Origin of the sequence: Mesorhizobium sp. M7A.F.Ca.ET.027.02.1.1 (assembly GCF_004022985.1) — a bacterium.
Lineage (GTDB): Bacteria > Pseudomonadota > Alphaproteobacteria > Rhizobiales > Rhizobiaceae > Mesorhizobium.
Map to the genome: position 1 here is coordinate 1 of NZ_RZOL01000036.1, position 19794 is coordinate 19794.

The window sequence follows — 19794 nt, forward strand, 5'->3', positions numbered from 1 at the left end:
AACCGGTTTTGCACAGTCTTCGGTGTTTCCACCCTGCCCGCCGCTGTCGCCGCGCCGTTCGCGATGCTAGGGCAATTCACCTGGGTGGAGGAATGCGGGATGAGCAAGAAGGCGCGACTGGTCCTGGCGATGGTGGTCATCGAGGCAGGTCTTGCAGGCATCTGGTGGTATCTCGCCCGCTTCGGCATGGCCAATCCCGATCGCGTCACCGCTGACTTCCAGGCAGTCGTCGGCCAGACCATGGGTATGGCGATGGGCGGCTTGCTCGGCATCGGCTTCATCCTGTTCCTCGTCGCCGCCCGCAACGATCGCAACGCGGCGCAGAACAAGACGCGCCCTTAATTCCCGTTTGCGAAATGCCACTCGATCAGCGGCTTCATGTGCGGCGAGAGCCCATCCGGCAGGTCGGCGGCATGGCGGATGATCACCGGTCCCTCGATCTCCGGCTCGGTCTCGGTGGCGACGAAGGCTGAGATGCGCCTGGCGATCTCGTCGGCAGGCGCCGCCGCGTGGTAGCGGCGAAAGATCACCGTGCCGCTGCTGGTCGACATGGCATGGTAGCGCTTGCCGCGTTCCGCACCTGACAGGTCGAGCCCGGTTTCCTCGCGCACCTCACGGATCATGTTGAAATCGACGTCGACCAGCCCATCGCGAAAATCGATCGGCTCGAACGAGCCGGCGGCGAAATAGACGCGGCCGGCGTTGACTGTGTGAGGACCCATGCGGATCGCCACCAGCGCATTGTCGCCGGCCACCAGCATGGCATGGGCATAGGCATGCTCAACGCCCGAATTCTCGCGCCGCTTCCGCCACAGCATGAACGTCGAGTAATTGACCGCATGGCAGCGGCCGATGAGACGGCTGTCGCGGTAGGCAAGTTGCGACAGCAGCACCACCATGCCGTCGAACAGCGCCGGATTGGCCGCGATTTCGTGCTGCCAGTTCTCGGCGATCGCCTCTGCATTGTCCCTTGCGAAAGGGTGCGGACCGGGATCGAGCCGGACGTCGATGTCGTCGACCGGCAGGATGACGTTGCGCGGAAGGTCGAAACTCATGCGTCAGGTCATGTCCAGCGTGATCGCCACTGGGCAATGGTCCGATGCCTTCGGTCGGTCCCAGCCGGCGCGCGGAAACCGCTCGACCTCCTGCCCCGGCGGAAAGATGGTGCGCCAGGGCTGGCCGTTGCGGATGATGTCGGGAACGGCCGTTGCGTTGCTGGCGGCGAGCCCCTTCGACAACAGGATGTAGTCGAGCTGGCACAGATGCCGCTCTTCCGGTCCGCGCGTGTGGTAAAAACTCCAGCGGTTCATCTCCGGCCGCCGCTCGACGACGTTTTCGCAAAAGCCGCCTGCCGTCAGCACGTTGATGCAGGACAGGGCTTCGTCGACCACCTCGAAGCGATAGCCGTCGATCGCATCGCCGGCCACCTTCACGCGCTGGCGATAATCATTCATGTCGCCGCATATCGCCCAGCGTTTGTTGGCGGCATGCTCCCCACCGAAGCGCTCCTCGATGATGCGGCGCACGGCCTGCGCTTCCGCGATGCGCACCGGCATCGTCGCCTCGCGCCCGTCGAGCCCGTTGCGCGGCGAGCCCATCGACTTGAAATGCACGAGATAGAGCGTCAGCGGCACACCGCCCACGGTGACGTCGATCTCCAGGCAGTCGCGCCGGAAAATGCGCTCATTGGCCTGATTGCCCAGTGCCTCGAGTTCCGGCGTGTGCAGCCCGAACTGCTCGTAGGTGACATAGGCATGGCTGGTCATGCGCACGAATTCGATCGGCTGGCCCTGCGCGGTCTCGTTGCGCATCATCACGGCAACGTCGATGCCGCGCGAATCATTGCCCGATGTGGTGTATTTCTGCCGGTAGCCCTGCCCCACCATCTTGAACAGATAGCCGTATTCGAAGGCCTTCAGCGCTTCGATGTTGTCGACCTCCTGCATGCAGATGATGTCGGCCCGGGTGGCAGCGATTGCCAGCGCCGTCAGTTGGCGCGTGTCGTCGGACTGGGCGATGGCGCGGGCCTGCTCCAGGATCCTGTATTCCGCCTCGCTCTGGATATCGAACAGCGCCAGCGTTCGATCCTCGTTGAGCTGGTTGCGATAGCCGGAAAAATCGAACCTGTTCATCAGGTTCTCGACATTGAAGGTGGCAAGGCGCAGCGACATGCCACGACCTTTGCCCGCAAGTGCTTCGGAAAACAAGCGCGCAAAACCACCATCTGAGATCGATTGGTCCTGGGCGCGTTCGCGTCATGGTTGACGGAACCTTTCCGTTCATCCGCCGTTCAGATGCAAACATCCATTGTTGCCCCATTCCTCGGGTGGGCGTGGGGCCTGTAACTCTTGGAGAGTGCAATGAGTTCGCTCTTTTCTTCCACGGTCAAATCGGGGCTGATAGCCCTCGGTATCCTGTCCGGCGTCACGGCACCGTCCGCCGCCGGACCGATCATGCAGCCGGATCTGTCGATACCCACCAGCACGGCGGCGCCGAATGTCACGCCGGTTCGCGACAGTTGGGCCGGCGGCAACAACCGTCAGTTCAACAACGACGATTGGAGATGGCGCCGGTCGGGCAATTGGGACGGCGGCCGTCGACACTGGCACGGCGGCGGCGGTAATTGGAATGGTGGAGACAACTGGCGTTGGCGCCATGGTCGCCATCACTATCGCGGCGGCCGTTATTACGATGATGGCGCGAGTGCCGCGATCCTGGGTCTTGGCCTGGGGCTTGGCCTCGGCAGCATGTACAACAATTACGACTACTATGACCGGCCGGCGCCGCGCCGCTACTACCGCGCGGGACGGCTTTCGAGCGCCCATGTCCAATGGTGCTACAACCGCTACCGGTCGTACCGGGCCTACGACAACACCTTCCAGCCCTACAACGGCCCGCGCCAGCAGTGCTACTCACCCTATTGAGCTGACCTGTAGCTGAGCCGACCGGCAGAATGAAAAAACGGCGCCACTTGGCGCCGTTTTTTGTTCTGGAAGCCGCTGTTTCGAGCGCTTGTGGATTTCGCTCAGTTCTTGGCCTTGTCGACCAGCTTGTTCTTGGAAATCCAGGGCATCATCGCGCGCAGCTTGGCGCCGACTTCCTCGATCTGGTGGCTGTCATTGTTGCGGCGGATGCCCTTGAAGCGGGACATGCCGGCGCGGTATTCCTGCATCCACTCCGAGGTGAATTTTCCCGTCTGGATGTCCTTCAGCACGCGCTTCATCTCGGCCTTGGTCTCGGCGGTGATGATGCGCGGGCCCGAGACATATTCGCCCCATTCGGCGGTGTTCGAGATCGAGTAGTTCATGTTGGCGATGCCGCCTTCATAGATCAGGTCGACGATCAGCTTGACCTCGTGCAGGCACTCGAAATAGGCCATCTCAGGCGCGTAGCCGGCTTCCACCAGCGTCTCGAAACCGGCCCGGATCAGCTCGACCAGACCGCCGCACAGCACGACCTGCTCGCCGAACAGGTCGGTCTCGCATTCCTCGCGGAAATTGGTCTCGATGATGCCCGAACGGCCGCCGCCGACGCCGCAGGCGTAGGACAGGGCCAGGTCGAGCGCATTGCCCGAGGCGTCCTGGTTGACGGCGACCAGGCACGGCACGCCGCCGCCCTTCTGGTATTCGCCGCGCACCGTGTGGCCGGGACCCTTCGGCGCGATCATGACGACGTCGACCGTCGACTTTGGCTCGATCAGGCCGAAATGCACGTTGAGGCCGTGCGCGAAGGCGATAGCGGCACCATCGCGGATATTCGGCGCGATCTCGTTCTTGTAGATGTCGGCCTGCAGCTCGTCGGGCGTTGCCATCATCATCAGGTCGGCCCATTTGGCGGCGTCGGCCACGCTCATCACCTTGAGCCCATCGGCTTCGACCTTCTTGGCGGTCGCCGAACCGGCCTTGAGACCGATGGCGATTTCCTTGGCGCCGGAATCCTTGAGGTTGAGCGCGTGCGCCCTGCCTTGGCTGCCATAGCCAATGATGGCGACCTTCTTGCCCTTGATCAGATTGAGATCGGCATCACGATCGTAATAGACGCGCATTTTGTCTTCCTTCCCGTTTTATGAATCAGAGGCCCTGCGGCCCGGTTTTTGCTCCGAAAAGAGCGAGAAACTGCTGCGTCGCGCGCGCGGCATCGCCGCCGATCGCCGCCTCAGTCAATTCCAGCCGGTCGCCAAGCAGCAGACGGATCTGCACGTCGCGGGCGACCAGCCCGAAAAAGGTGCGGAACGCCGTCTCGGCATCCGCAAAATCCAAAAGCCCGGTCCGTCGGCCGGCCTCAAGCACCGGCTTCAACCGTTTGGCCAATGCGAAGCGGCCGTTCTCAAGCACCACGGCGCCGAGATTGTCCTTACCCGAACCGGCATGGCTGACCGCCACCCGGTTGAGCGCAATCGAGGTGTCACTGGAGATCACCTTAAGCCAGTCCGAGGCAAAGCGTTCGAGGCTTGCGGTCAGCGAGGCAAGATCGAGCCCCTTGCCGTCAACCGGCGCCACCCGCACTTTCGAGGCCTGCCACTGCACCGTCGCCGTCAGCAGCCCGTCACGGTCGCCGAACCATTTGTAGAGCGTTTCCTTGGAGCAGCTGGCGCGGCGCGCCACGGCGGTCATGGTCAGTTGATCGCCCTCTTCGACCAGCAGCCGCAACGCTGCGTCGAGCACGGCCTTCTGTCGCTCTGTCAGCGCTTCGCTGGTGTCGATCTCGGGCACGCTGTGCAACACGCTCTTCTCTCGAAAGGTCGGGCCACCGGTCATTCCGATATGCCGTACCGTACGTTACGGTTCGGCATATTGCGCAATCCGAGGCCGCGCGCAAGAGGGCGGGCGCAAAATATCTGCAAGTGATGCGTTGCCGCGCGACAAGCCTCGCTAATCGGAGGCTGGCGGATGGCGCAATCGTCCAAGCAGTGCGGAGACCCTGGTCAATTCATCCGCCGACAGTTTGGCGCCAACCAGTTCGGTGATCGACCGTCCGTAGACAGCCCACATCTGGCGGCGTGTCTCGCGGCCCTTGGCGGTGATGCGGATGGTCTGGCCACGACCATCATCGGCCACCGTCAGTTTCTCGACGAGCCCATCGGCCTCGAGCCGGGCCAGCAGGCGCGAAATGTTGTATTGCGCGAACAGAGTGCGCTCGATGAGCTGGAACGGCCGCAGCCCGCCCTCGCCCGCCTCAGCGAGCTCATGCAGCACGTCGTACCAGGCAAGCGGCGGCAGGCCGGCGGCCTTCAACGCTTCTTCAGCGCTTTCCATCAGCTGGCGCGAAACGCGCATCAGGCGAGCCCAGGCCTTGATGGCTTCTGGCGAAGGCGTGGCTTTCTCGGTCATGGCCAAGCATAGGCAGTAGATGCATTTGCCTCAAGCTTGACGATCGATGCATGTGCATCTATATAGATGCAAATGCATTAACCTTGGAAACCTCATGGCACACAAGCTCATCCTCGTCAGCCATCACCTCTGCCCCTATGTGCAGCGCGCCGCGATTTCGCTGGCCGAAAAGGGCGTGCCGTTCGAGCGCATCGATATCGACCTGGCCAACAAACCGGATTGGTTCAAAGCGATCTCGCCGCTCGGCAAGGTGCCGCTGCTGCGCGTACAGCGAAATGGCGAGGAAACGGTCATCTTCGAATCGGCCGTCATCCTCGAATTCCTTGAAGAGACGCAAGCCAATCCCCTCCACCCTGCCGACCCCTATGCCCGCGCCCGTCATCGCGCCTGGATCGAGTTCGGTTCGGCAACCCTCAACGCCATCCGCCGGTTCTATTCAGCCTCGACCGAAGCTGGCTTCCTGGCCGAATCCAGCGCGCTGTCCGCCATGTTCGATCGCCTCGAAGCCGAGCTGGCGGACGAGCCCGGCGGACCCTGGTTCGCCAGCAAGCACTTTTCGCTGGTCGACGCCGTTTACGGTCCGGTCTTCCGCTACCTCGATGTCTTCGACCGCATCGGTGATTTCGGCATTCTGGACGGCAAACCGCTCGTCCGAGCCTGGCGCAAAACGTTGAGTGAGCGCCCGTCGATCAGGCAAGCCGTGGCGCCGGACTATCCGCAGCGCCTGCATGCTTTCCTGCAAGCGAAGGGATCGCACCTTTCAGGCCTCATTGGCCAAAACGATCCAGCCACTTCGCCTCCGTCAGCCCAATTCGCTTGAACGGGTCGATCACTGTTCCCGCCACCATTGAGGCGAGAAACTGCGGCGCCGGCGGGATTTTTGCCACCGTCGCCACCAGCCTGTCGCGGATGAAGGGCAGCGCCACCGAATCCGACTGGTAGAACGGCGTGAATGCCAGCGACAGCGCCTGGAAGATGCGGACATGCCAGCGCCGCGCCTTCGCATAGGCCTCCAGTGCTGCCTCGACGTTTGACGCCCGCACCAGCGCATGGCTGAGCGCCGCCGCGTCGAGCAGCGCCATGTTGCCCCCTTGCCCGAGTTGCGGACTGGTGGAATGCGCCGCGTCGCCGATGACGGCCACTCGCCTACCGGCCGGAAGCTTCATCGTGTGGTGGCCGTAGCGGGCCAGCGAGAGCTGGTCGAAACTGTCGATCTGGCTGGTGTATGCCTCGCTCTGCGGCCACAGCCCGACCACCCTCTCCTTCCAGGCGTTCAGGCCGCGAACGCGCACCTCATCGGCATCCGACGGCTTCAGGCTCCAGAAGAAGGCCGCCATCTTTTCAGCGCCCGGCTGCGGCCGGCCGATCGGCAGCACGCCGATCATCACGCTCGCTTTGTCGTAGCGTTGCAGCAGCGCGTGCACGTCAAAACCATCGCCGCGCCAGCCGAGCGAGGCCCAGAACGCGCCATAGGTGAGTGGCCGCGGCTCGCCTGGAGCGCTTTCGCGGCGCAGTTTCGAGCGCGAACCGCTGGCGTCGACGACCAGATCGAATGGCCCTGCCCTTCGCCCGTTGCCACAGATCAGCGTCGCCCGTTCGCCGGTCTCCAGAGCCTCGATCTCGACGCCGGTCTCGATGGCGATCGCCTCGCTCTGCGCGGCGCGGAAAAGCACACCGAACAAAGCCGCCCGGTGCACCGCCAGCCCGAAGCGGCCACCGCGTTGCGCATCGTAGCGGACATCGAGCACCGTACGGCCCGTGGAAGCATCGGCGCCATGCAGGCGGTCGATGCGGCTGCCCAGCGCCAGTATGTCGTCGAGCAGGCCAAGATCGGCCAGCACCGTCAGCCCTGTCGGCTGCAGGATCAGCCCGGAGCCGACCGGCTTCGGTTCATCGAAGCGCTCGAAGACCGTGACCCGATGCCCGGCACGCTTGAAATAGAGCGCCACGGCCAGTCCCGCCGGCCCGGCGCCTGCAATTGCGATATCATAGGAAATGCCAGTGCCCCCAAAGCCGGATTGGCCGGGACAATCCTTCAGCGGCGGGACGAAATCAAGCCGTCACCAACGGCTTTGCGCCGCTGGTCAGCCCTGGGCGGCGTCAAAATCGGCGCGTGCGCCGCGCACCGCATCATGATTGAGCTCGGCCCACAGGATCAGCTGATGCAAGGCGCCGAACATCGATTGTCCGAGATCGGTCAGGCTGTATTCGACGCTCGGCGGCTTGGTCGGGAACACCTCGCGATGCACATAGCCGTCGCGCTGCAAATCGTAGAGCGTCTGCGTCAGCATGCGCTGTGAAATGTCCGGCACCAGCCGCCGCAACTCGCCGAAGCGATAGGGCTGCTCGGCCAAAGCCATCATCAGCAGCGAGCTCCATTTGCCGCTCACGCCCTGTATGACCCCGCGGACCGGACAATTGGAGAAGTTGCCGCCGCCGGAGACCGCCTTGTAGACCGCCAACTTCGATCTCAGATTGACGATCTTGCTGTCCACCGCTGGTTCCCTGCGCGTGCCTACCTCCCGAAAAACTGCCTTCTTTACGGCTCTGGGTCAATTCCTATTTTAGTGCTGGTCTCTTTTTGAGACCGCCACTCGAACCGCCTTAGCGGCGCAACGTCAGGATCTTCCATGACCCAAACCCTTCTCGTCACCGGCGCTTCCGGCCAGCTCGGCCGCGGCGTCATCAACCACCTGCTGGATATGTTCAAGGTCCCCGCGGGCCGGATCATCGCCGCCACCCGCAATCCGGAAAACCTCGCCGAGTTGGCGGCGCGAGGCGTGATCACAAGGGCGGCTGACTTCGACGACACACTATCGTTGGAGGCTGCTTTCAAGGGCGCCGACAGGGTGCTGATCATCTCGACCGGCGAGATCGACCTGCTGCACGGCAAGCGCCTGAGGCAGCACCAGAACGCGGTTGCCGCCGCGAAGAAGGCCGGTGTTTCCCACCTTCTCTACACCTCGATGCCCAACCCGGAACCGGTTTCGCCGGTGCTGTTTGCCAATGATCACTACGGCACCGAGCAGGCGATCAAAGCGAGCGGCATCCCCTACACGATCTTCCGCAACGGCTGGTACCAGGAGAACCTGTTCTTGTCCCTGCCGCACGCGATCGCTTCGGGAAAATGGTACACGTCCGCCGGCGACGGCCGCATGGCGCACGGTGCGCGCGACGACATGGCGGCAGCGATCGCCGCCGGCCTCGTTGCCGCATCAAGCGAAAGCGAAACCTACACCTTGACCGGCCCGCAGGCCTACACGACGGCCGAGATCGCCGCCCTGGTAAGCGAGGTCACCGGCAAGCCGCTCGATGTCGTGCAGGTTCCGGATGAAGCTTTGACCGAAGGTGTGAAGGCCGCTGGCGTTCCGGAGGACTTTGCCCGCATCATTGTGTCGTTCGACGCCAACACGCGTTCCGGCCGCATCGCCATGGTGACGGACGCGGTCGAGACGCTTTCCGGCCGCAAGTCGAAGACGCTGAAGCAGTTCCTCGAGGCAAACAAGGCCGCGCTGGCCGGCTGAAGCGGAGTGACATGGACTGTGCCGGACGGCACAGTCCATTCGCCGATCCGGCAGGTGCCTAGATCGCCACCTGCGTGCCGATCTCGACCACGCGCCCGGTCGGGATCTGAAAGTATTCTGTCGCGTCGGCCGCCGTACGGGCCAGGCCGATGAACAGCCGGTCCTGCCACACCGGCATGCCGGAATTGGGCGAGGCCTTGAGCGAACGCCGCGAGAGGAAGAACGAGGTCGTCATGATGTCGAACTTCCAGCCCTGCTTGCGGCAGATCGCCAGCGCGCGCGGGATGTTGGGCTGCTCCATGTAGCCGAAGGTCAGCGTCACGCGCATGAACAGCTCGTTGACGGTCTCCATCTTGACCCGGTCGCTGTCGGGCACCACCGGCTGCGGCGCGGTCACCACCGAAAGGATGACGTTCTGCTCATGCAGCACCTTGTAGTGCTTCAGGCTGTGCATCAGTGCGGTTGGCGCACTGAGCGGATCGCTGGTCAGGAACACGGCGGTGCCTGACACCAGCTGAGGCTTCTTCTTCAACAGATTGCCGGCGAGGAAATCCAGCGGGATCTCGTTGCGTCGGGTCTTGTCGAACAGATAGCGGCTGCCGCGCACCCAGGTCCACATGGCCAGCACGACGGTGAAGGCCACGGCCAGCGAGGCCCAGCCGCCCTCGAACACCTTGACGATGTTGGAAGCAAAGAAGCCGACATCGATGAAGCCGAACAGCGCCGTAAGCGAGATTGCCACCCACAGCCGCCATTTCCAGATGCGCGTCATGACGACATAGAGCAGCACCGTCGTCACCAGCATGTTGCCGGTCACCGAAATACCGTAGGCCGACGCCAGCCTGCTGGACTCGCCGAAGCCGACCACCAGCATCATCACCACCAGCGCCAGCAGAAGATTGACGCGCGGCATGTAGATCTGGCCGGACTGTTTCTCCGACGTGTGCAGGATTTCGAGCCGCGGCAGCATGTTGAGCTGCACCGCCTGCCTGGTCAGCGAGAACGCGCCTGATATCACCGCCTGGCTGGCGATGACGGTGGCGGCGGTCGCCAGCACGACCATCGGGATCAGCGTCCAGCCTTCGTTCATCTCGAAGAACGGATGGCCGACGACGCCATTCTTGGCCAGCACGAAGGCACCCTGCCCGGCATAATTGAGCAGCAGGCAGGGAAACACGATCGCCAGCCAGGCCAGCACGATCGGCTTGCGGCCGAAATGGCCGAGATCGGCATAGAGCGCTTCGGCGCCGGTCACGGCGAGAAAGATGGCGCCGATGGTCACGAAGGCGACATCGGGCGAATTGATCAGGAAGGCGACGATATAGTGCGGACTCACCGCCCACAGGATTTCCGGGTCGGCGATGATGTGGTTGAGGCCGGAAAGGCCGATGGCCAGGAACCATACCGCGGTCACCGGACCGAACACCAATCCCACCCCGCCCGTGCCAAAGCGCTGCACCGCGAACACCATGGCAAGGATGACCAATGTCAGCGGCACGACGTAGGGCTGGAAGGTCGGCGTGACGACATTCATGCCCTCGACCGCCGACAGCACCGAAATCGCCGGCGTGATGACGGCGTCGCCGAAGAAAAGCGATGCCCCGACGATGCCGATAGCGAGCATCAATGCTGAACGCTTGGGGAAACTGCCGCGCGCCAGCGCCATCAGCGACAGCACGCCGCCCTCGCCGCGGTTGTCGGCGCGCAGCACGAACATGATGTATTTGATGGTGACGATGATCGTCAGCGACCAGATGATCAGCGACAACACGCCGAGAATATCGCCGCGCTGGGCGACATTGCCGCCCGAGGACGCCACCAGCGCCTCGCGAAAGGCGTAGATCGGGCTGGTGCCGATATCCCCATAGACGACACCGAGCGCGCCCAGCATCAGAACCTTGGTGCTGTGCTGTTCGACTTCCGAATGGCTCGATTGTTCGACGGGTTCTGCCTCACTACCAGTGTTGGTAAGGGCCATGGACGACACTCCGATAAGCGCGCGGTGCTCTACGCTTGCTGCGATGCAATATCAAGTGCCGTCGCGTAATGGCTGCCATGCCTGCCGCGCCAGGCTGCCCATCGCTACCATCCGCAGGCCTTGAGGAACCGACCCACCGTGCCGGCCATGCCATACTCCAACGCGTCGGCTGTCAACCCATGTCCGATCGACACTTCGGCCAATGCCGGAATGCGCTTGACCAGCGCCGGCAGATTGCCGACCACGAGATCGTGCCCGGCATTGACCTGCAGCCCGGCGGCAAGCGCCGCGTCAGCGGTTTTTCCCAATCTTTCCAGCTCTTTGGCCGCTTTGGCGGAATCTGTGTGATAGCTGCCATATGGACCAGTATAGAGCTCGATGCGATCGGCACCGGTGTCGCGTGCGGCCGCCACCCAATCGGGATCCGGATCGGAAAACAGCGACACGCGAAAGCCCCCTTTTTTCAAGCGTTTGACGATCGGTGTAAGGAACGCGGCCTGGGTGGCGAAGTTCCAGCCATGGTCCGATGTCGCCTGGGCCGGATCGTCCGGCACCAAAGTCACCTGCTCAGGCTGATGCTTTTCCACAAGCAACAGGAAATCCTCGGTCGGATAGCCTTCGATGTTGAATTCCGCGCGCGGAAACTCGTCGTCGATCAGCAACCGAATCTCAGGCAGATCGGAGTGTCTTGTGTGCCGCTCGTCGGGACGCGGATGCACCGTCAGCCCATGCGCCCCGGCCGCCAGCGCAATGCGGCCGAGGCCGGTCACGCTTGGCCACGGCAGGTCGCGGCGGTTGCGCAGCATGGCGATGGCATTGAGGTTGACGGAGAGCTTTGCAGGCATGCGGGCGGCCTCGGAAATCATTCAACGCGCCCACCTATAATGCCTTTGACGGGAACAGTAATGCCTTTGGTGGGAACAGACTGGGGGTTTCGGGTGTTCCAAGCCTGATGAATGAGCCGGGAAAGGAAAGCGCCGATGAATTTTCTCGATGAGGTTCCGGCAATTCGCCGTATCGAGACCAGCCGCGACGACCTTTTCGCCATCGATGTCGTCGGGCACGTTTCCGCGGCCGACGGTGAAAATCTTTTCGGGCTGCTGGAGGCAGCCTATGCCCTGCATCCGCGCATCGATGTGCTGGTGCGCCTCGTCGACCACGATGGCGTCGACTGGGCCGACATCGCGGACGAGACCCTGAAGCAGGGCGCGATCCATGCATTGAAACATGTCGGCCGTTGCGCAACCATCGGCGAACCGGACTGGATAGCGGACGCACAACGCTTTCTGCCGTCCTCCCCGCCCGTTGAAATCAGGCACTTCAAGGCGGAGGACGAGGCCGCCGCCTGGCAATGGCTTGCCGCGCAGCCTATCGGAGCAACAGCATCCGGCGCCCCTACCTGACGATCGTCAGCCGCTCGGCCGCCCGCGTGATGGCGGTGTAGAGCCATCGCTGGCGGGTTTCCTTGAAGGCCCAGCTTTCATCGAACAGCACGATCTCGTTCCACTGCGAGCCCTGCGCCTTGTGCACGGTCAGCGCGTAGCCATAGTCGAAATCGTCGAAGCGCTTCTTCTGCTGCCACGGGATGTCGGCATCGGGATCCTCGAACGCCGCCTTGAGCAGCTTGATCTTGGCGACGCCGCGATCCGGATCGTCCTCTTCCGGCGACACCAGAAGGTTGATGCCGGGCTTCACCGTCTCGCGCGACGAGGTCATCACCTTCCACAGCGAGCCGTTGAGCAGGCCCTTGGCCGGATCGTTGCGCAGGCAGACGAGCTTGTCGCCGGCCTGCGGATAATCGGCGTTGAAGCCCTTGAGCTCGCGCAGCCGCTGATTGTAGCGGCGACGCGTGCGGTTGGTGCCGACCAGCACCTGGTCCGCCTTCAGCACCAGCTCCTGGGTAACGTCTTCCTTGCCGATCACCTGCGCCGTGCCATAGTCGCCACGCATGAATTCACGGCCCTCGCGCACATCGAGCGCCAGCCGCAGGATCGGGTTGTCGCGCGCCTGCCGGTGGATTTCGGTCAGCAAAAAATCCGGCTCGTGGTCGGTGAAGAAGCCGCCATCCGAGATCGGCGGCAGCTGGCCGGGGTCGCCCAGCACCAGGATCGGCGTGCCGAAACTCATCAGGTCGCGGCCGAGCTGCTCGTCGACCATCGAGCATTCGTCGATGACGACCAGTTTCGCCCGCGTAATCGGGCTCTGGCGGTTAAGCGAGAAGGTCGGCGACATCGAGGTCTTGCCGGTGACCTCGTCCGATACCGATTCCTCGCCCTTCGGCCGATAGATCAGCGAATGGATGGTACGCGCATTGACCGCGCCCTTGGAGCGCAGCACCTGCGCCGCCTTGCCGGTGAAGGCGGCGAACTGCACCTGGCCGTCGACATGTTCGGCGAAATAGCGCGCCAGCGTCGTCTTGCCGGTGCCGGCATAGCCGAACAGCCGGAACAGCTGCGGCTGGCCGGTCTTCAGCCATTGGGCGACCGCCTTCAGCGCGTCGTCCTGTTGGGGAGAGAATTCCATCAGCGCGAGAGACCGGATTCGCAAGGGAAAGACAAGACAGCCGCCACCATCATCGATGCGCCGGGACGCTTCAATGCCGCCGACGGGTCAGGCTATCAGGCGCAGACAAGAACGTAAAGAGAACATACAAGCTCACCCCACACCTTATCGAATCGGCTGGGGATCGTTTTCCAGCAGGATCGGCTTGCCGTGCGGCGTGGCATGCGCGGCGCGCTCCCAGGCTTCAGCCATGGCGTCGACATCCGACTTCGCGGCCAGCCCTTTGGTGGCAAGCAGGCTTTCCAGCGCCGCCAGCCAATGTTCGTAATAGTCATGGCCGTCAGCCGCGGCGCCTGGCTTCTTCACTTCGATCGACAGCGCCTGCGCCCACTCGCTCCACGAAAACAGGCCCTTGTCGTGCAACGCCACCGTCATGGCGAACGCTTCGGCTTGCCACGGCTCGGCAAACACCGGCGCATCGACGCCCGGCGGCAGCTCGGGCAGATCCGTATCACGCCGGTTCAAGATAGCTCTCCCAGGCGTCTATCGAGACGCTCAGCGTCGGGTCGGCGCCCTCGCCCCAGATTTCCGGCCCTTCGAAAACCACGGTGTAGACCCATTGCGGATTTTCGCCGTGTCCATGCGCGTTGCTGTCAGGGAACACGAAACCGTCGTGCACCGTCTCAATCACCCCCTGCTTGGCGCGCGCATAGCGCGGCAGCCGCGTGTGGCCGGTCGGGTTGAAGTTCTTGGTCCGCACGGGATCGCCGGCCTTGAACCGCGCCGGCTGCGCCACCGGCCGGTCGCAAGGACCACCCTTGGCCAGCACTGCGGGCACGTTTTCCGCCTTCAGCACCCTCTTGGGCGTCGCTGCCGGATCGACTGCCTTGCCCGCTTCGAGATCGCGCTCGCTGACGAAGCCATGGCGGTTCAACAGCACCTCCAGCGCCTTGATCCATATCTGGTAGTAGCTCGATGAATAGTAGACAGCCGGATGCAGCGATTCCCGTGCGTGCCGGCTCTCGTCGATGTTCCACGCGCCCATGGCGCCGGCAGTCAGCGTCACGCCGAGCGCCCGCCTTTCCCATGCGGCATGGAAATACGGCTCGTCCTTTTCGGGCGCGACGGGGCCGAACCCCATCTGCCCGCCGAGATCGTGCGGCCCGTTCATGCCGGCTGCCCCTCTATTTCAGGTCTTTGGGCCAGGCCGGTCCCGATCATCGCGTCACGGCTGACCAGCTCCGCCAGCCGCTCCTCGCTCCAGCCCTCGGTGCCCTCAGGCCGCATCGGCACGACGAGATAGCGCAGCTCCGCGGTCGAATCCCAGACGCGTATTTTTGTCCCGGCCGGCAGCGTCAGTCCAAATTCTTCCAGCACGCCGCGCGGATCGATCACCGCGCGCGAACGATAGGGCGGCGCCTTGTACCAGACCGGCGGCAGGCCGAGCACCGACCACGGATAGCAGGAGCACAGCGTGCAGACGACGAGATTGTGCGTCTCCTCGGTGTTGAACACCGCCTGCATGTGCTCGCCTTGGCGGCCGGTATAGCCCAGCGATTCGATCGCCGCCGTCGCGTCGAGCTTCAGCCAGTCGGCAAAGCCAGGATCGCTCCAGGCTTTCGCCACCACCCTGGCGCCATTGCGCGGGCCGATCTTCGTCTCGTAGGTGTCGACGATGACGTCGATCGCGGCCGGATCGATCAGCCCCTTCTGAGTGAGGATGGTTTCCAGCGCGCGCACGCGGGCGGCAAACGGATCGAGTTCGTTGTCGTGGTCATGATCGTGTGACATGGCCGCAAACTACGTTTCCAGTGATGCCGCCGCAAGCGCAGCGGCTTGGGCCAACGGCACATGGCGCTGGCCCTGTCACATCATTCGGCCGCCGCCTGCTGCGGTTCTGGCAGCATGTCTTCCCTAGGCTTGAACAGCGAGGGCTGATCCCCCGCTTCGACCGGGCCCGTCTCGCCCTTGCGCTTCGACCAGAGCCCGACCAGCCAGCCCGAGAAATTCTCCATGTAGACATAGATCACCGGCGTCACGAACAGGGTCAGAGCCTGCGAGGCAAGCAGGCCGCCGACAACGGCAACGCCCAGCGGCTGGCGCAGTTCGGCGCTGGCCCCGGTGCCGAGCGCAATCGGGAACGTGCCCATCAGTGCCGCCAGCGTCGTCATCATGATCGGCCTGAACCGCATCAGGCAGGCCTTGTGGATCGACTCGGTCGCGGACATGCCTTCTCGTCGCAGTTCAAGCGCGACGTCGACCATCATGATGCCGTTCTTCTTGACGATGCCGATCAGCATCAGGATGCCGATCACCGCGATAACAGACAGATCCATGCCGGCGAAGCGCAGCGCAACGACCGCTCCCAGCACGGCCGATGGCAGGCCGGTAAGGATGGTCAGCGGGTGGATGAAGCTCTCGTAGAGGATGCCGAGCACGATATAGATGGTCAGGATTGCGCCGCCGACCAGAAAACCCTGGTTGGCAAGAGAATCCTGGAAGGTCTTGGCCGTGCCGGCGAAGGTCGTCGAGATCACCGTCGGCATGCCGATCTGCTCCTTGAGCGCATTGATGCGCGTCACGCTGTCGCCCAGCGCCACGCCCTGCGGCAGATTGTAGGAGATGGTCACGGCTGGAAGCTGGCCGAGTTGGTTGACCGTCAGGGCGCCGGCAGTGCGATCGACCCGGGCGAAGGCGCCGAGCGGAACAAGACTGCCGCTCGCCGTCCTCATCTGGATGGCCAGCATCCGCTCGGGCGACCACTCGATTTTGGGGTCGAGCTCGGTGATGACTTCGTAGCTGTCGGCCGAACCGAAGATTGTCGAAACCTGGTCGGTGCCGAACCCGCCATAGAGGGCGGAGCGCAACGTGTCGGTGTCGATACCGAGCTGGGCGGCCTTGTCGCGATCCACCACCAGCGTAGCCTGCAGCGCATTGTTCTGCAGGTCGCTGGTGACGTCGGTGAAGTTCGCATGATCTGCGGCCATCGCGTCGTTCAGTTTCTGCGCCCAGATATCGGTCAGGCCGGTATCAAGGCCCTGAACCACGAGCTGGTAGGCGCTGGCCGACGACCGCGAGCCCAGCCTCAAATTCTGCACCGGCTGCATATAGGTCTCGATGCCCGCCACGCCGGCCAGTTGCTTGCGCAGATCCGAAAGCACCTTCTCGATATCGGGGCGCTGGTCCTTGCCCTTGAGCTGGACGAAAAGCTGCCCCTGGTTGAGCGCATTGTTGCCGCTGCCCGCCGACCACGCCACATGGTCGACATAGGGCGAATGCGAGAAGACACTGGCGACCTGTCCTTGCAGCCTGGACATGGCGTCGAAAGAGATGTCCTGACGTGCGATGGTGGTCACCGATATCTGGCCGATGTCCTCCTGCGGGAAGAAACCCTTCGGCGAAGTCTGGATCAGCCACACCGACGCTGCCGCGGTGCCGACGAAGACGAGGAACACCAGGAAGGTGTGCCGCAGGCAGAAGCTCAAGACCCTGTCGTAGCCGCGGGTGACGAGGTCCGGCTTGTGGCCGGGGCCATGCTTGTCGCGGTCGGCTTTGGTCACCGACAGCAGCCGCGAGCACAGCATCGGCGTCAGCGTCAGCGACACGAACATCGACGCCAGGATGGCGACCGTCACCACGACGGCGAACTCGTTGAAGATGCGCCCGATGACGCCACCCATCAGCAGCACGGGGATGAACACCGCCACCAGAGAGATCGAGATCGAAATGATGGTGAAGCCGATTTCGCGCGCGCCCTTCAGCGATGCGTCGAAGGCCGACAGCCCGTCCTCCTCCATATGGCGGAAGATGTTTTCGAGCATCACGATGGCATCGTCGACGACGAGGCCGACCGCCAGCGTCAGGCCCATCAGCGATATGTTGTCGATGGAAAAGCCGAACAGGAACATCGCGCCGAGCGTGGCGATCAGCGAGATCGGCACCGCCACGGCCGGGATGATGGTCGCCGTCACCCGGCGCAGGAACACGAAGATCACCATGACCACCAGCGCGATGGTCAACAGCAGCGTGAACTGGACGTCATCGACGGCCTGACGGATCGAACTGGAGCGGTCGTTAAGCAGCTTGATGTCGGCGGCGGCCGGCATCTGGTCCTTGAAGGACGGCAGCATGGCCTTGACCTTGTCGACGACGTCGACGGTGTTGGCGTCGGGCTGGCGCTGCACCGCCATGATGATCGCGCGCGTACCGTCATACCAGCTCGCCGTGGTCGTCGTCTGCACCGAATCGACCACACGGGTCACCTCGCCCAACCGCACGGGGTGACCGTTTTTGGTGGCGATGATGATGTTGGAGAAGCCGGCGGCGTCGGTCAGCTGCGTGTTGGCGGTGATGGTAAGCTGCTGCTTGTCGTTCTGCAGCACGCCGAGCGGCGTGTTGCTGTTGGCCGAGGCGACCGCCGCCTGCAGCTGATCGATCGAGATGCCGCGCGCGGCAAGCGCGGTCGGGTCGATCTGGATGCGCACCGCGTATTTCTGTTGGCCGAAGATCGAGACCTGCGCCACGCCGTCTATGGTCGACAGCGACGGCGAGATGACATTTTCCGCGAAAGCATCGAGATCGGTCAGCGGAACCGTGTCGCTGACCAGCGACATCAAAAGGATCGGCGCGTCGGCCGGATTGACCTTGCGATAGCTCGGCGGCGCCGTCATCTGCGGCGGCAATGATTTCTGCGTGCGCGCGATCGCCGCCTGTACGTCGGCTGCTGCCGCGTCGATGTCGCGGTTGAGCACGAACTGGATGGCGATCGAGGTCTGGCCAAGCGAGTTCGTCGTCGAAATGGAATCGATGCCGGCGATGGTGGCGAACTGCTTGATCAGCGGCGTCGCCACCGATGTCGCCATGGTTTCCGGCGAGGCGCCGGGCAGCGAAGCCGAGACGTTGACCACCGGGAATTCGGCGCTGGGCAGTGCCGCCACCGGCAGGAACTTGTAGGCGAACAGTCCGCCCAGCACGAGGGCGAACGACATCAGAAGGGTGGCGACAGGCCTGCGTATGCAGAATTCGGAGATCATTGGGCTGCCTCGCCGGCGTTGCTCGACTCGGCCACCTTGGGAGCAGCATTCGCCGTGGCCTTGCCCTCATGCACCGCGGCGCCGTCCTTCAGCCTCGTCTGGCCCTCAGTGACAACTTTCTCGCCGCTTTTCAGCCCCTGGCTGATGGCGCTGTTGTCGCCTTCGGTCAGCGCCACCTGCACCGGCCGCATCTCGACCGTGTTGTCCGGTTTGACGACATAGACGAACGGCCCCTTCTGGCTTGGCTGCACCGCGACCGTGGGAACCGATGTCATCTGCGGCAGGATGCCGGCGTCGAGCACGACATTCACATACTGGCCGGGCCATAGCGAAAGATCGGCATTGGGAATGCTTGCCCGCGTGGCAATCGTGCCCGACGCGGTGTCGACGCTGGAGTCGACGAAATCGAGCGTACCCTTGCCGATCGGCGTCGGGTCACCATCCTTGGTCAGTGTCACCGCGCCCTGCTGCGGGTTGGCGAGCGCCTTGTGCAGCAGGGCCAGGTTACTCTCGGGAAGATTGAAGTTGACCTGCAGGGGGTCCATCTGGGTGATGGTCACCAGCGGGGTCGCCGTGCTGCTGTTGCCATTGCTGACGGTGACGAGATCGCCGACGGCGACGCTGACAGCACCCAGCCTGCCGGAAATCGGCGCCGTGATCGTGGCGAAGCCAAGCTGGACATTGTCGGCATCGATTGTCGCCTTGTCGGCATCGACAGTCGCTGCGGCAGCCTTCTGCCCGGCGACGGCCTGGTCGTAGGTCTGCTGCGTGCCGGCCTGCTTGGCGACCAGATCCTTGGCGCGCTGGAGATCGGACTGCGAGCTGGCGAGCATCGCCTGATCCTTGGCCAGCGCCGCTTGATCCTTGGCCAGCTGCGCCTTCAGTGCCCGATCATCGAGCGAAAACAGCAGATCGCCGGTCTTGACCATCTGCCCGTCCTTGACGTCGATGGACACGATCTGGCTGGACACCCGCGCGTTGATGTTGACGACGGCGGGAGAGGAGACGAAGCCGATCGCATAACGCCGGATCGGGAAATCGGCTGTCGAGGCGACGGCCGAGAGGATGGAGGCCGAGCGCCCGGCATTGTCGGCCTTCTTGTCCGAAGCCGCAGCCTGTTTGTCCGGCGCGGCAACCTGCTTTGCGCCGATGACCTGCTGGACCCTGCCAAGCGCGTCAGGCGAAAGATAGAGCCACCCGGCCGCACCCAGGCAGGCGACGGCCAGCAACGAAAGAACGACTTTTCCACGCATGGTCACAGGCCCTCTCCACCCGACACGTCGTGGTCTGATGGTTCTATTCCAACGCGGCCCGTTGCCGCGATTTCGCCGAATAGATAGGACACGCCTTTGTCGGAAAAGGGCCAAAAGGCGGCATTACGAAGATTTAATGTGCACTGCACAATGGATGTGCAACACGGGGAGGCT

20 protein-coding genes are annotated in these 19794 nt (G+C 63.4%); 5 read left to right on the forward strand and 15 right to left on the reverse strand.

Annotation, left to right across the window (positions count from 1 at the left end):
- Positions 1–99 precede the first annotated feature (99 nt).
- Entirely contained in the window at positions 100–342 is a 243-nt protein-coding gene (locus EN749_RS06665) for a hypothetical protein (protein WP_127328948.1), read from the forward strand.
- Here EN749_RS06665 and EN749_RS06670 read toward each other — a convergent pair.
- Positions 339–1055, reverse strand: coding sequence for a hypothetical protein (locus tag EN749_RS06670; RefSeq protein WP_128362810.1), 717 nt, complete (start codon positions 1053–1055; stop codon positions 339–341). The two genes, EN749_RS06665 and EN749_RS06670, sit on opposite strands and share 4 nt — an antisense overlap.
- A gap of 3 nt (positions 1056–1058) precedes the next feature.
- Positions 1059–2171: an endonuclease/exonuclease/phosphatase family protein gene (locus EN749_RS06675; RefSeq protein ID WP_127810053.1), complete on the reverse strand. Its 1113-nt coding sequence runs from the start codon at positions 2169–2171 to the stop codon at positions 1059–1061.
- A gap of 189 nt (positions 2172–2360) precedes the next feature.
- Between EN749_RS06675 and EN749_RS06680 the strand changes: the two genes are divergently transcribed.
- Complete coding sequence (locus tag EN749_RS06680; RefSeq protein ID WP_127810052.1) at positions 2361–2924, forward strand: BA14K family protein; 564 nt, start codon at positions 2361–2363, stop codon at positions 2922–2924.
- A gap of 101 nt (positions 2925–3025) precedes the next feature.
- Here the strand turns inward: EN749_RS06680 and ilvC are convergent, their stop codons facing one another.
- From ilvC to EN749_RS06695, 3 genes are all read right to left on the reverse strand, one after another.
- Positions 3026–4045, reverse strand: coding sequence for a ketol-acid reductoisomerase (gene ilvC / locus EN749_RS06685; protein WP_013531065.1), 1020 nt, complete (start codon positions 4043–4045; stop codon positions 3026–3028).
- A 25-nt stretch (positions 4046–4070) separates the two neighbouring features.
- The gene (locus EN749_RS06690; RefSeq protein ID WP_127398661.1) at positions 4071–4724 is read right to left on the reverse strand and encodes a TetR/AcrR family transcriptional regulator; all 654 of its coding nucleotides are present in this window, start codon (positions 4722–4724) and stop codon (positions 4071–4073) included.
- 147 nt (positions 4725–4871) lie between these two features.
- The gene (locus EN749_RS06695) at positions 4872–5330 is read right to left on the reverse strand and encodes a MarR family winged helix-turn-helix transcriptional regulator (RefSeq protein ID WP_127398663.1); all 459 of its coding nucleotides are present in this window, start codon (positions 5328–5330) and stop codon (positions 4872–4874) included.
- Between the two features lie 94 nt (positions 5331–5424).
- On the opposite strand from EN749_RS06695, the gene EN749_RS06700 reads away from it, so the two are divergent.
- Positions 5425–6150: a glutathione S-transferase family protein gene (locus tag EN749_RS06700; protein WP_127810050.1), complete on the forward strand. Its 726-nt coding sequence runs from the start codon at positions 5425–5427 to the stop codon at positions 6148–6150.
- Here the strand turns inward: EN749_RS06700 and EN749_RS06705 are convergent.
- Positions 6098–7279: an NAD(P)/FAD-dependent oxidoreductase gene (locus EN749_RS06705; RefSeq protein ID WP_245491284.1), complete on the reverse strand. Its 1182-nt coding sequence runs from the start codon at positions 7277–7279 to the stop codon at positions 6098–6100. The genes EN749_RS06700 and EN749_RS06705 overlap by 53 nt on opposite strands.
- A gap of 135 nt (positions 7280–7414) precedes the next feature.
- A complete protein-coding gene (locus EN749_RS06710) occupies positions 7415–7825 on the reverse strand; it encodes a helix-turn-helix domain-containing protein (RefSeq protein ID WP_128362812.1) in 411 nt (136 codons plus the stop codon).
- Positions 7826–7960: 135 nt separating this feature from the next.
- On the opposite strand from EN749_RS06710, the gene EN749_RS06715 reads away from it, so the two are divergent.
- Positions 7961–8854 (forward strand): SDR family oxidoreductase, encoded by an 894-nt coding sequence (locus EN749_RS06715; RefSeq protein WP_128362813.1) that lies wholly within the window; start codon positions 7961–7963, stop codon positions 8852–8854.
- 58 nt (positions 8855–8912) lie between these two features.
- Here the strand turns inward: EN749_RS06715 and EN749_RS06720 are convergent, their stop codons facing one another.
- Both EN749_RS06720 and EN749_RS06725 read right to left on the reverse strand, forming a co-directional pair.
- Positions 8913–10832, reverse strand: a complete 1920-nt coding sequence (locus EN749_RS06720; RefSeq protein WP_127272417.1) for a potassium transporter Kup — start codon at positions 10830–10832, stop codon at positions 8913–8915.
- Positions 10833–10936: 104 nt separating this feature from the next.
- Positions 10937–11677 carry a pyridoxine 5'-phosphate synthase gene (locus EN749_RS06725; protein ID WP_127396477.1) on the reverse strand — a complete coding sequence of 247 codons (741 nt, stop codon included), beginning with the start codon at positions 11675–11677 and terminating at the stop codon, positions 10937–10939.
- Positions 11678–11812: 135 nt separating this feature from the next.
- Here EN749_RS06725 and EN749_RS06730 point away from each other — a divergent pair, with 135 nt between their 5' ends.
- Positions 11813–12235, forward strand: a complete 423-nt coding sequence (locus EN749_RS06730; protein WP_127271116.1) for an STAS/SEC14 domain-containing protein — start codon at positions 11813–11815, stop codon at positions 12233–12235.
- Here EN749_RS06730 and EN749_RS06735 read toward each other — a convergent pair.
- The 6 genes from EN749_RS06735 to EN749_RS06760 all read right to left on the reverse strand — a co-directional run bounded on the left by EN749_RS06735 (position 12228) and on the right by EN749_RS06760 (position 19620).
- A complete protein-coding gene (locus tag EN749_RS06735) occupies positions 12228–13355 on the reverse strand; it encodes an ATP-dependent RecD-like DNA helicase (RefSeq protein WP_128362814.1) in 1128 nt (375 codons plus the stop codon). The genes EN749_RS06730 and EN749_RS06735 overlap by 8 nt on opposite strands.
- Before the next feature lie 144 nt (positions 13356–13499).
- Positions 13500–13859 carry a nitrile hydratase accessory protein gene (locus EN749_RS06740; RefSeq protein ID WP_127810047.1) on the reverse strand — a complete coding sequence of 120 codons (360 nt, stop codon included), beginning with the start codon at positions 13857–13859 and terminating at the stop codon, positions 13500–13502.
- On the reverse strand, positions 13846–14505 hold the full coding sequence (gene nthB / locus EN749_RS06745) for a nitrile hydratase subunit beta (protein WP_128362815.1): 660 nt from the start codon (positions 14503–14505) through the stop codon (positions 13846–13848). Before nthB ends, EN749_RS06740 begins: the two co-directional genes overlap by 14 nt.
- On the reverse strand, positions 14502–15125 hold the full coding sequence (gene nthA / locus EN749_RS06750; RefSeq protein ID WP_127381143.1) for a nitrile hydratase subunit alpha: 624 nt from the start codon (positions 15123–15125) through the stop codon (positions 14502–14504). Before nthA ends, nthB begins: the two co-directional genes overlap by 4 nt.
- A gap of 80 nt (positions 15126–15205) precedes the next feature.
- Positions 15206–18367 carry an efflux RND transporter permease subunit gene (locus EN749_RS06755; RefSeq protein WP_127810044.1) on the reverse strand — a complete coding sequence of 1054 codons (3162 nt, stop codon included), beginning with the start codon at positions 18365–18367 and terminating at the stop codon, positions 15206–15208.
- Positions 18364–19620: an efflux RND transporter periplasmic adaptor subunit gene (locus EN749_RS06760; RefSeq protein ID WP_128362816.1), complete on the reverse strand. Its 1257-nt coding sequence runs from the start codon at positions 19618–19620 to the stop codon at positions 18364–18366. The genes EN749_RS06755 and EN749_RS06760 overlap by 4 nt, the downstream gene beginning before the upstream one ends.
- Between the last annotated feature and the right edge of the window lie 174 nt (positions 19621–19794).

Coding starts and splice junctions, on each gene's coding strand:
- EN749_RS06665 (WP_127328948.1), top strand. CDS start 100: ATGAGCAAGAAGGCGCGACTGGTCCTGGCGATGGTGGTCATCGAGGCA.
- EN749_RS06670 (WP_128362810.1), bottom strand. CDS start 1,055: ATGAGTTTCGACCTTCCGCGCAACGTCATCCTGCCGGTCGACGACATC.
- EN749_RS06675 (WP_127810053.1), bottom strand. CDS start 2,171: ATGTCGCTGCGCCTTGCCACCTTCAATGTCGAGAACCTGATGAACAGG.
- EN749_RS06680 (WP_127810052.1), top strand. CDS start 2,361: ATGAGTTCGCTCTTTTCTTCCACGGTCAAATCGGGGCTGATAGCCCTC.
- ilvC (WP_013531065.1), bottom strand. CDS start 4,045: ATGCGCGTCTATTACGATCGTGATGCCGATCTCAATCTGATCAAGGGC.
- EN749_RS06695 (WP_127398663.1), bottom strand. CDS start 5,330: ATGACCGAGAAAGCCACGCCTTCGCCAGAAGCCATCAAGGCCTGGGCT.
- EN749_RS06700 (WP_127810050.1), top strand. CDS start 5,425: ATGGCACACAAGCTCATCCTCGTCAGCCATCACCTCTGCCCCTATGTG.
- EN749_RS06715 (WP_128362813.1), top strand. CDS start 7,961: ATGACCCAAACCCTTCTCGTCACCGGCGCTTCCGGCCAGCTCGGCCGC.
- EN749_RS06720 (WP_127272417.1), bottom strand. CDS start 10,832: ATGGCCCTTACCAACACTGGTAGTGAGGCAGAACCCGTCGAACAATCG.
- EN749_RS06725 (WP_127396477.1), bottom strand. CDS start 11,677: ATGCCTGCAAAGCTCTCCGTCAACCTCAATGCCATCGCCATGCTGCGC.
- EN749_RS06730 (WP_127271116.1), top strand. CDS start 11,813: ATGAATTTTCTCGATGAGGTTCCGGCAATTCGCCGTATCGAGACCAGC.
- EN749_RS06735 (WP_128362814.1), bottom strand. CDS start 13,355: ATGGAATTCTCTCCCCAACAGGACGACGCGCTGAAGGCGGTCGCCCAA.
- nthB (WP_128362815.1), bottom strand. CDS start 14,505: ATGAACGGGCCGCACGATCTCGGCGGGCAGATGGGGTTCGGCCCCGTC.
- nthA (WP_127381143.1), bottom strand. CDS start 15,125: ATGTCACACGATCATGACCACGACAACGAACTCGATCCGTTTGCCGCC.
- EN749_RS06755 (WP_127810044.1), bottom strand. CDS start 18,367: ATGATCTCCGAATTCTGCATACGCAGGCCTGTCGCCACCCTTCTGATG.
- EN749_RS06760 (WP_128362816.1), bottom strand. CDS start 19,620: ATGCGTGGAAAAGTCGTTCTTTCGTTGCTGGCCGTCGCCTGCCTGGGT.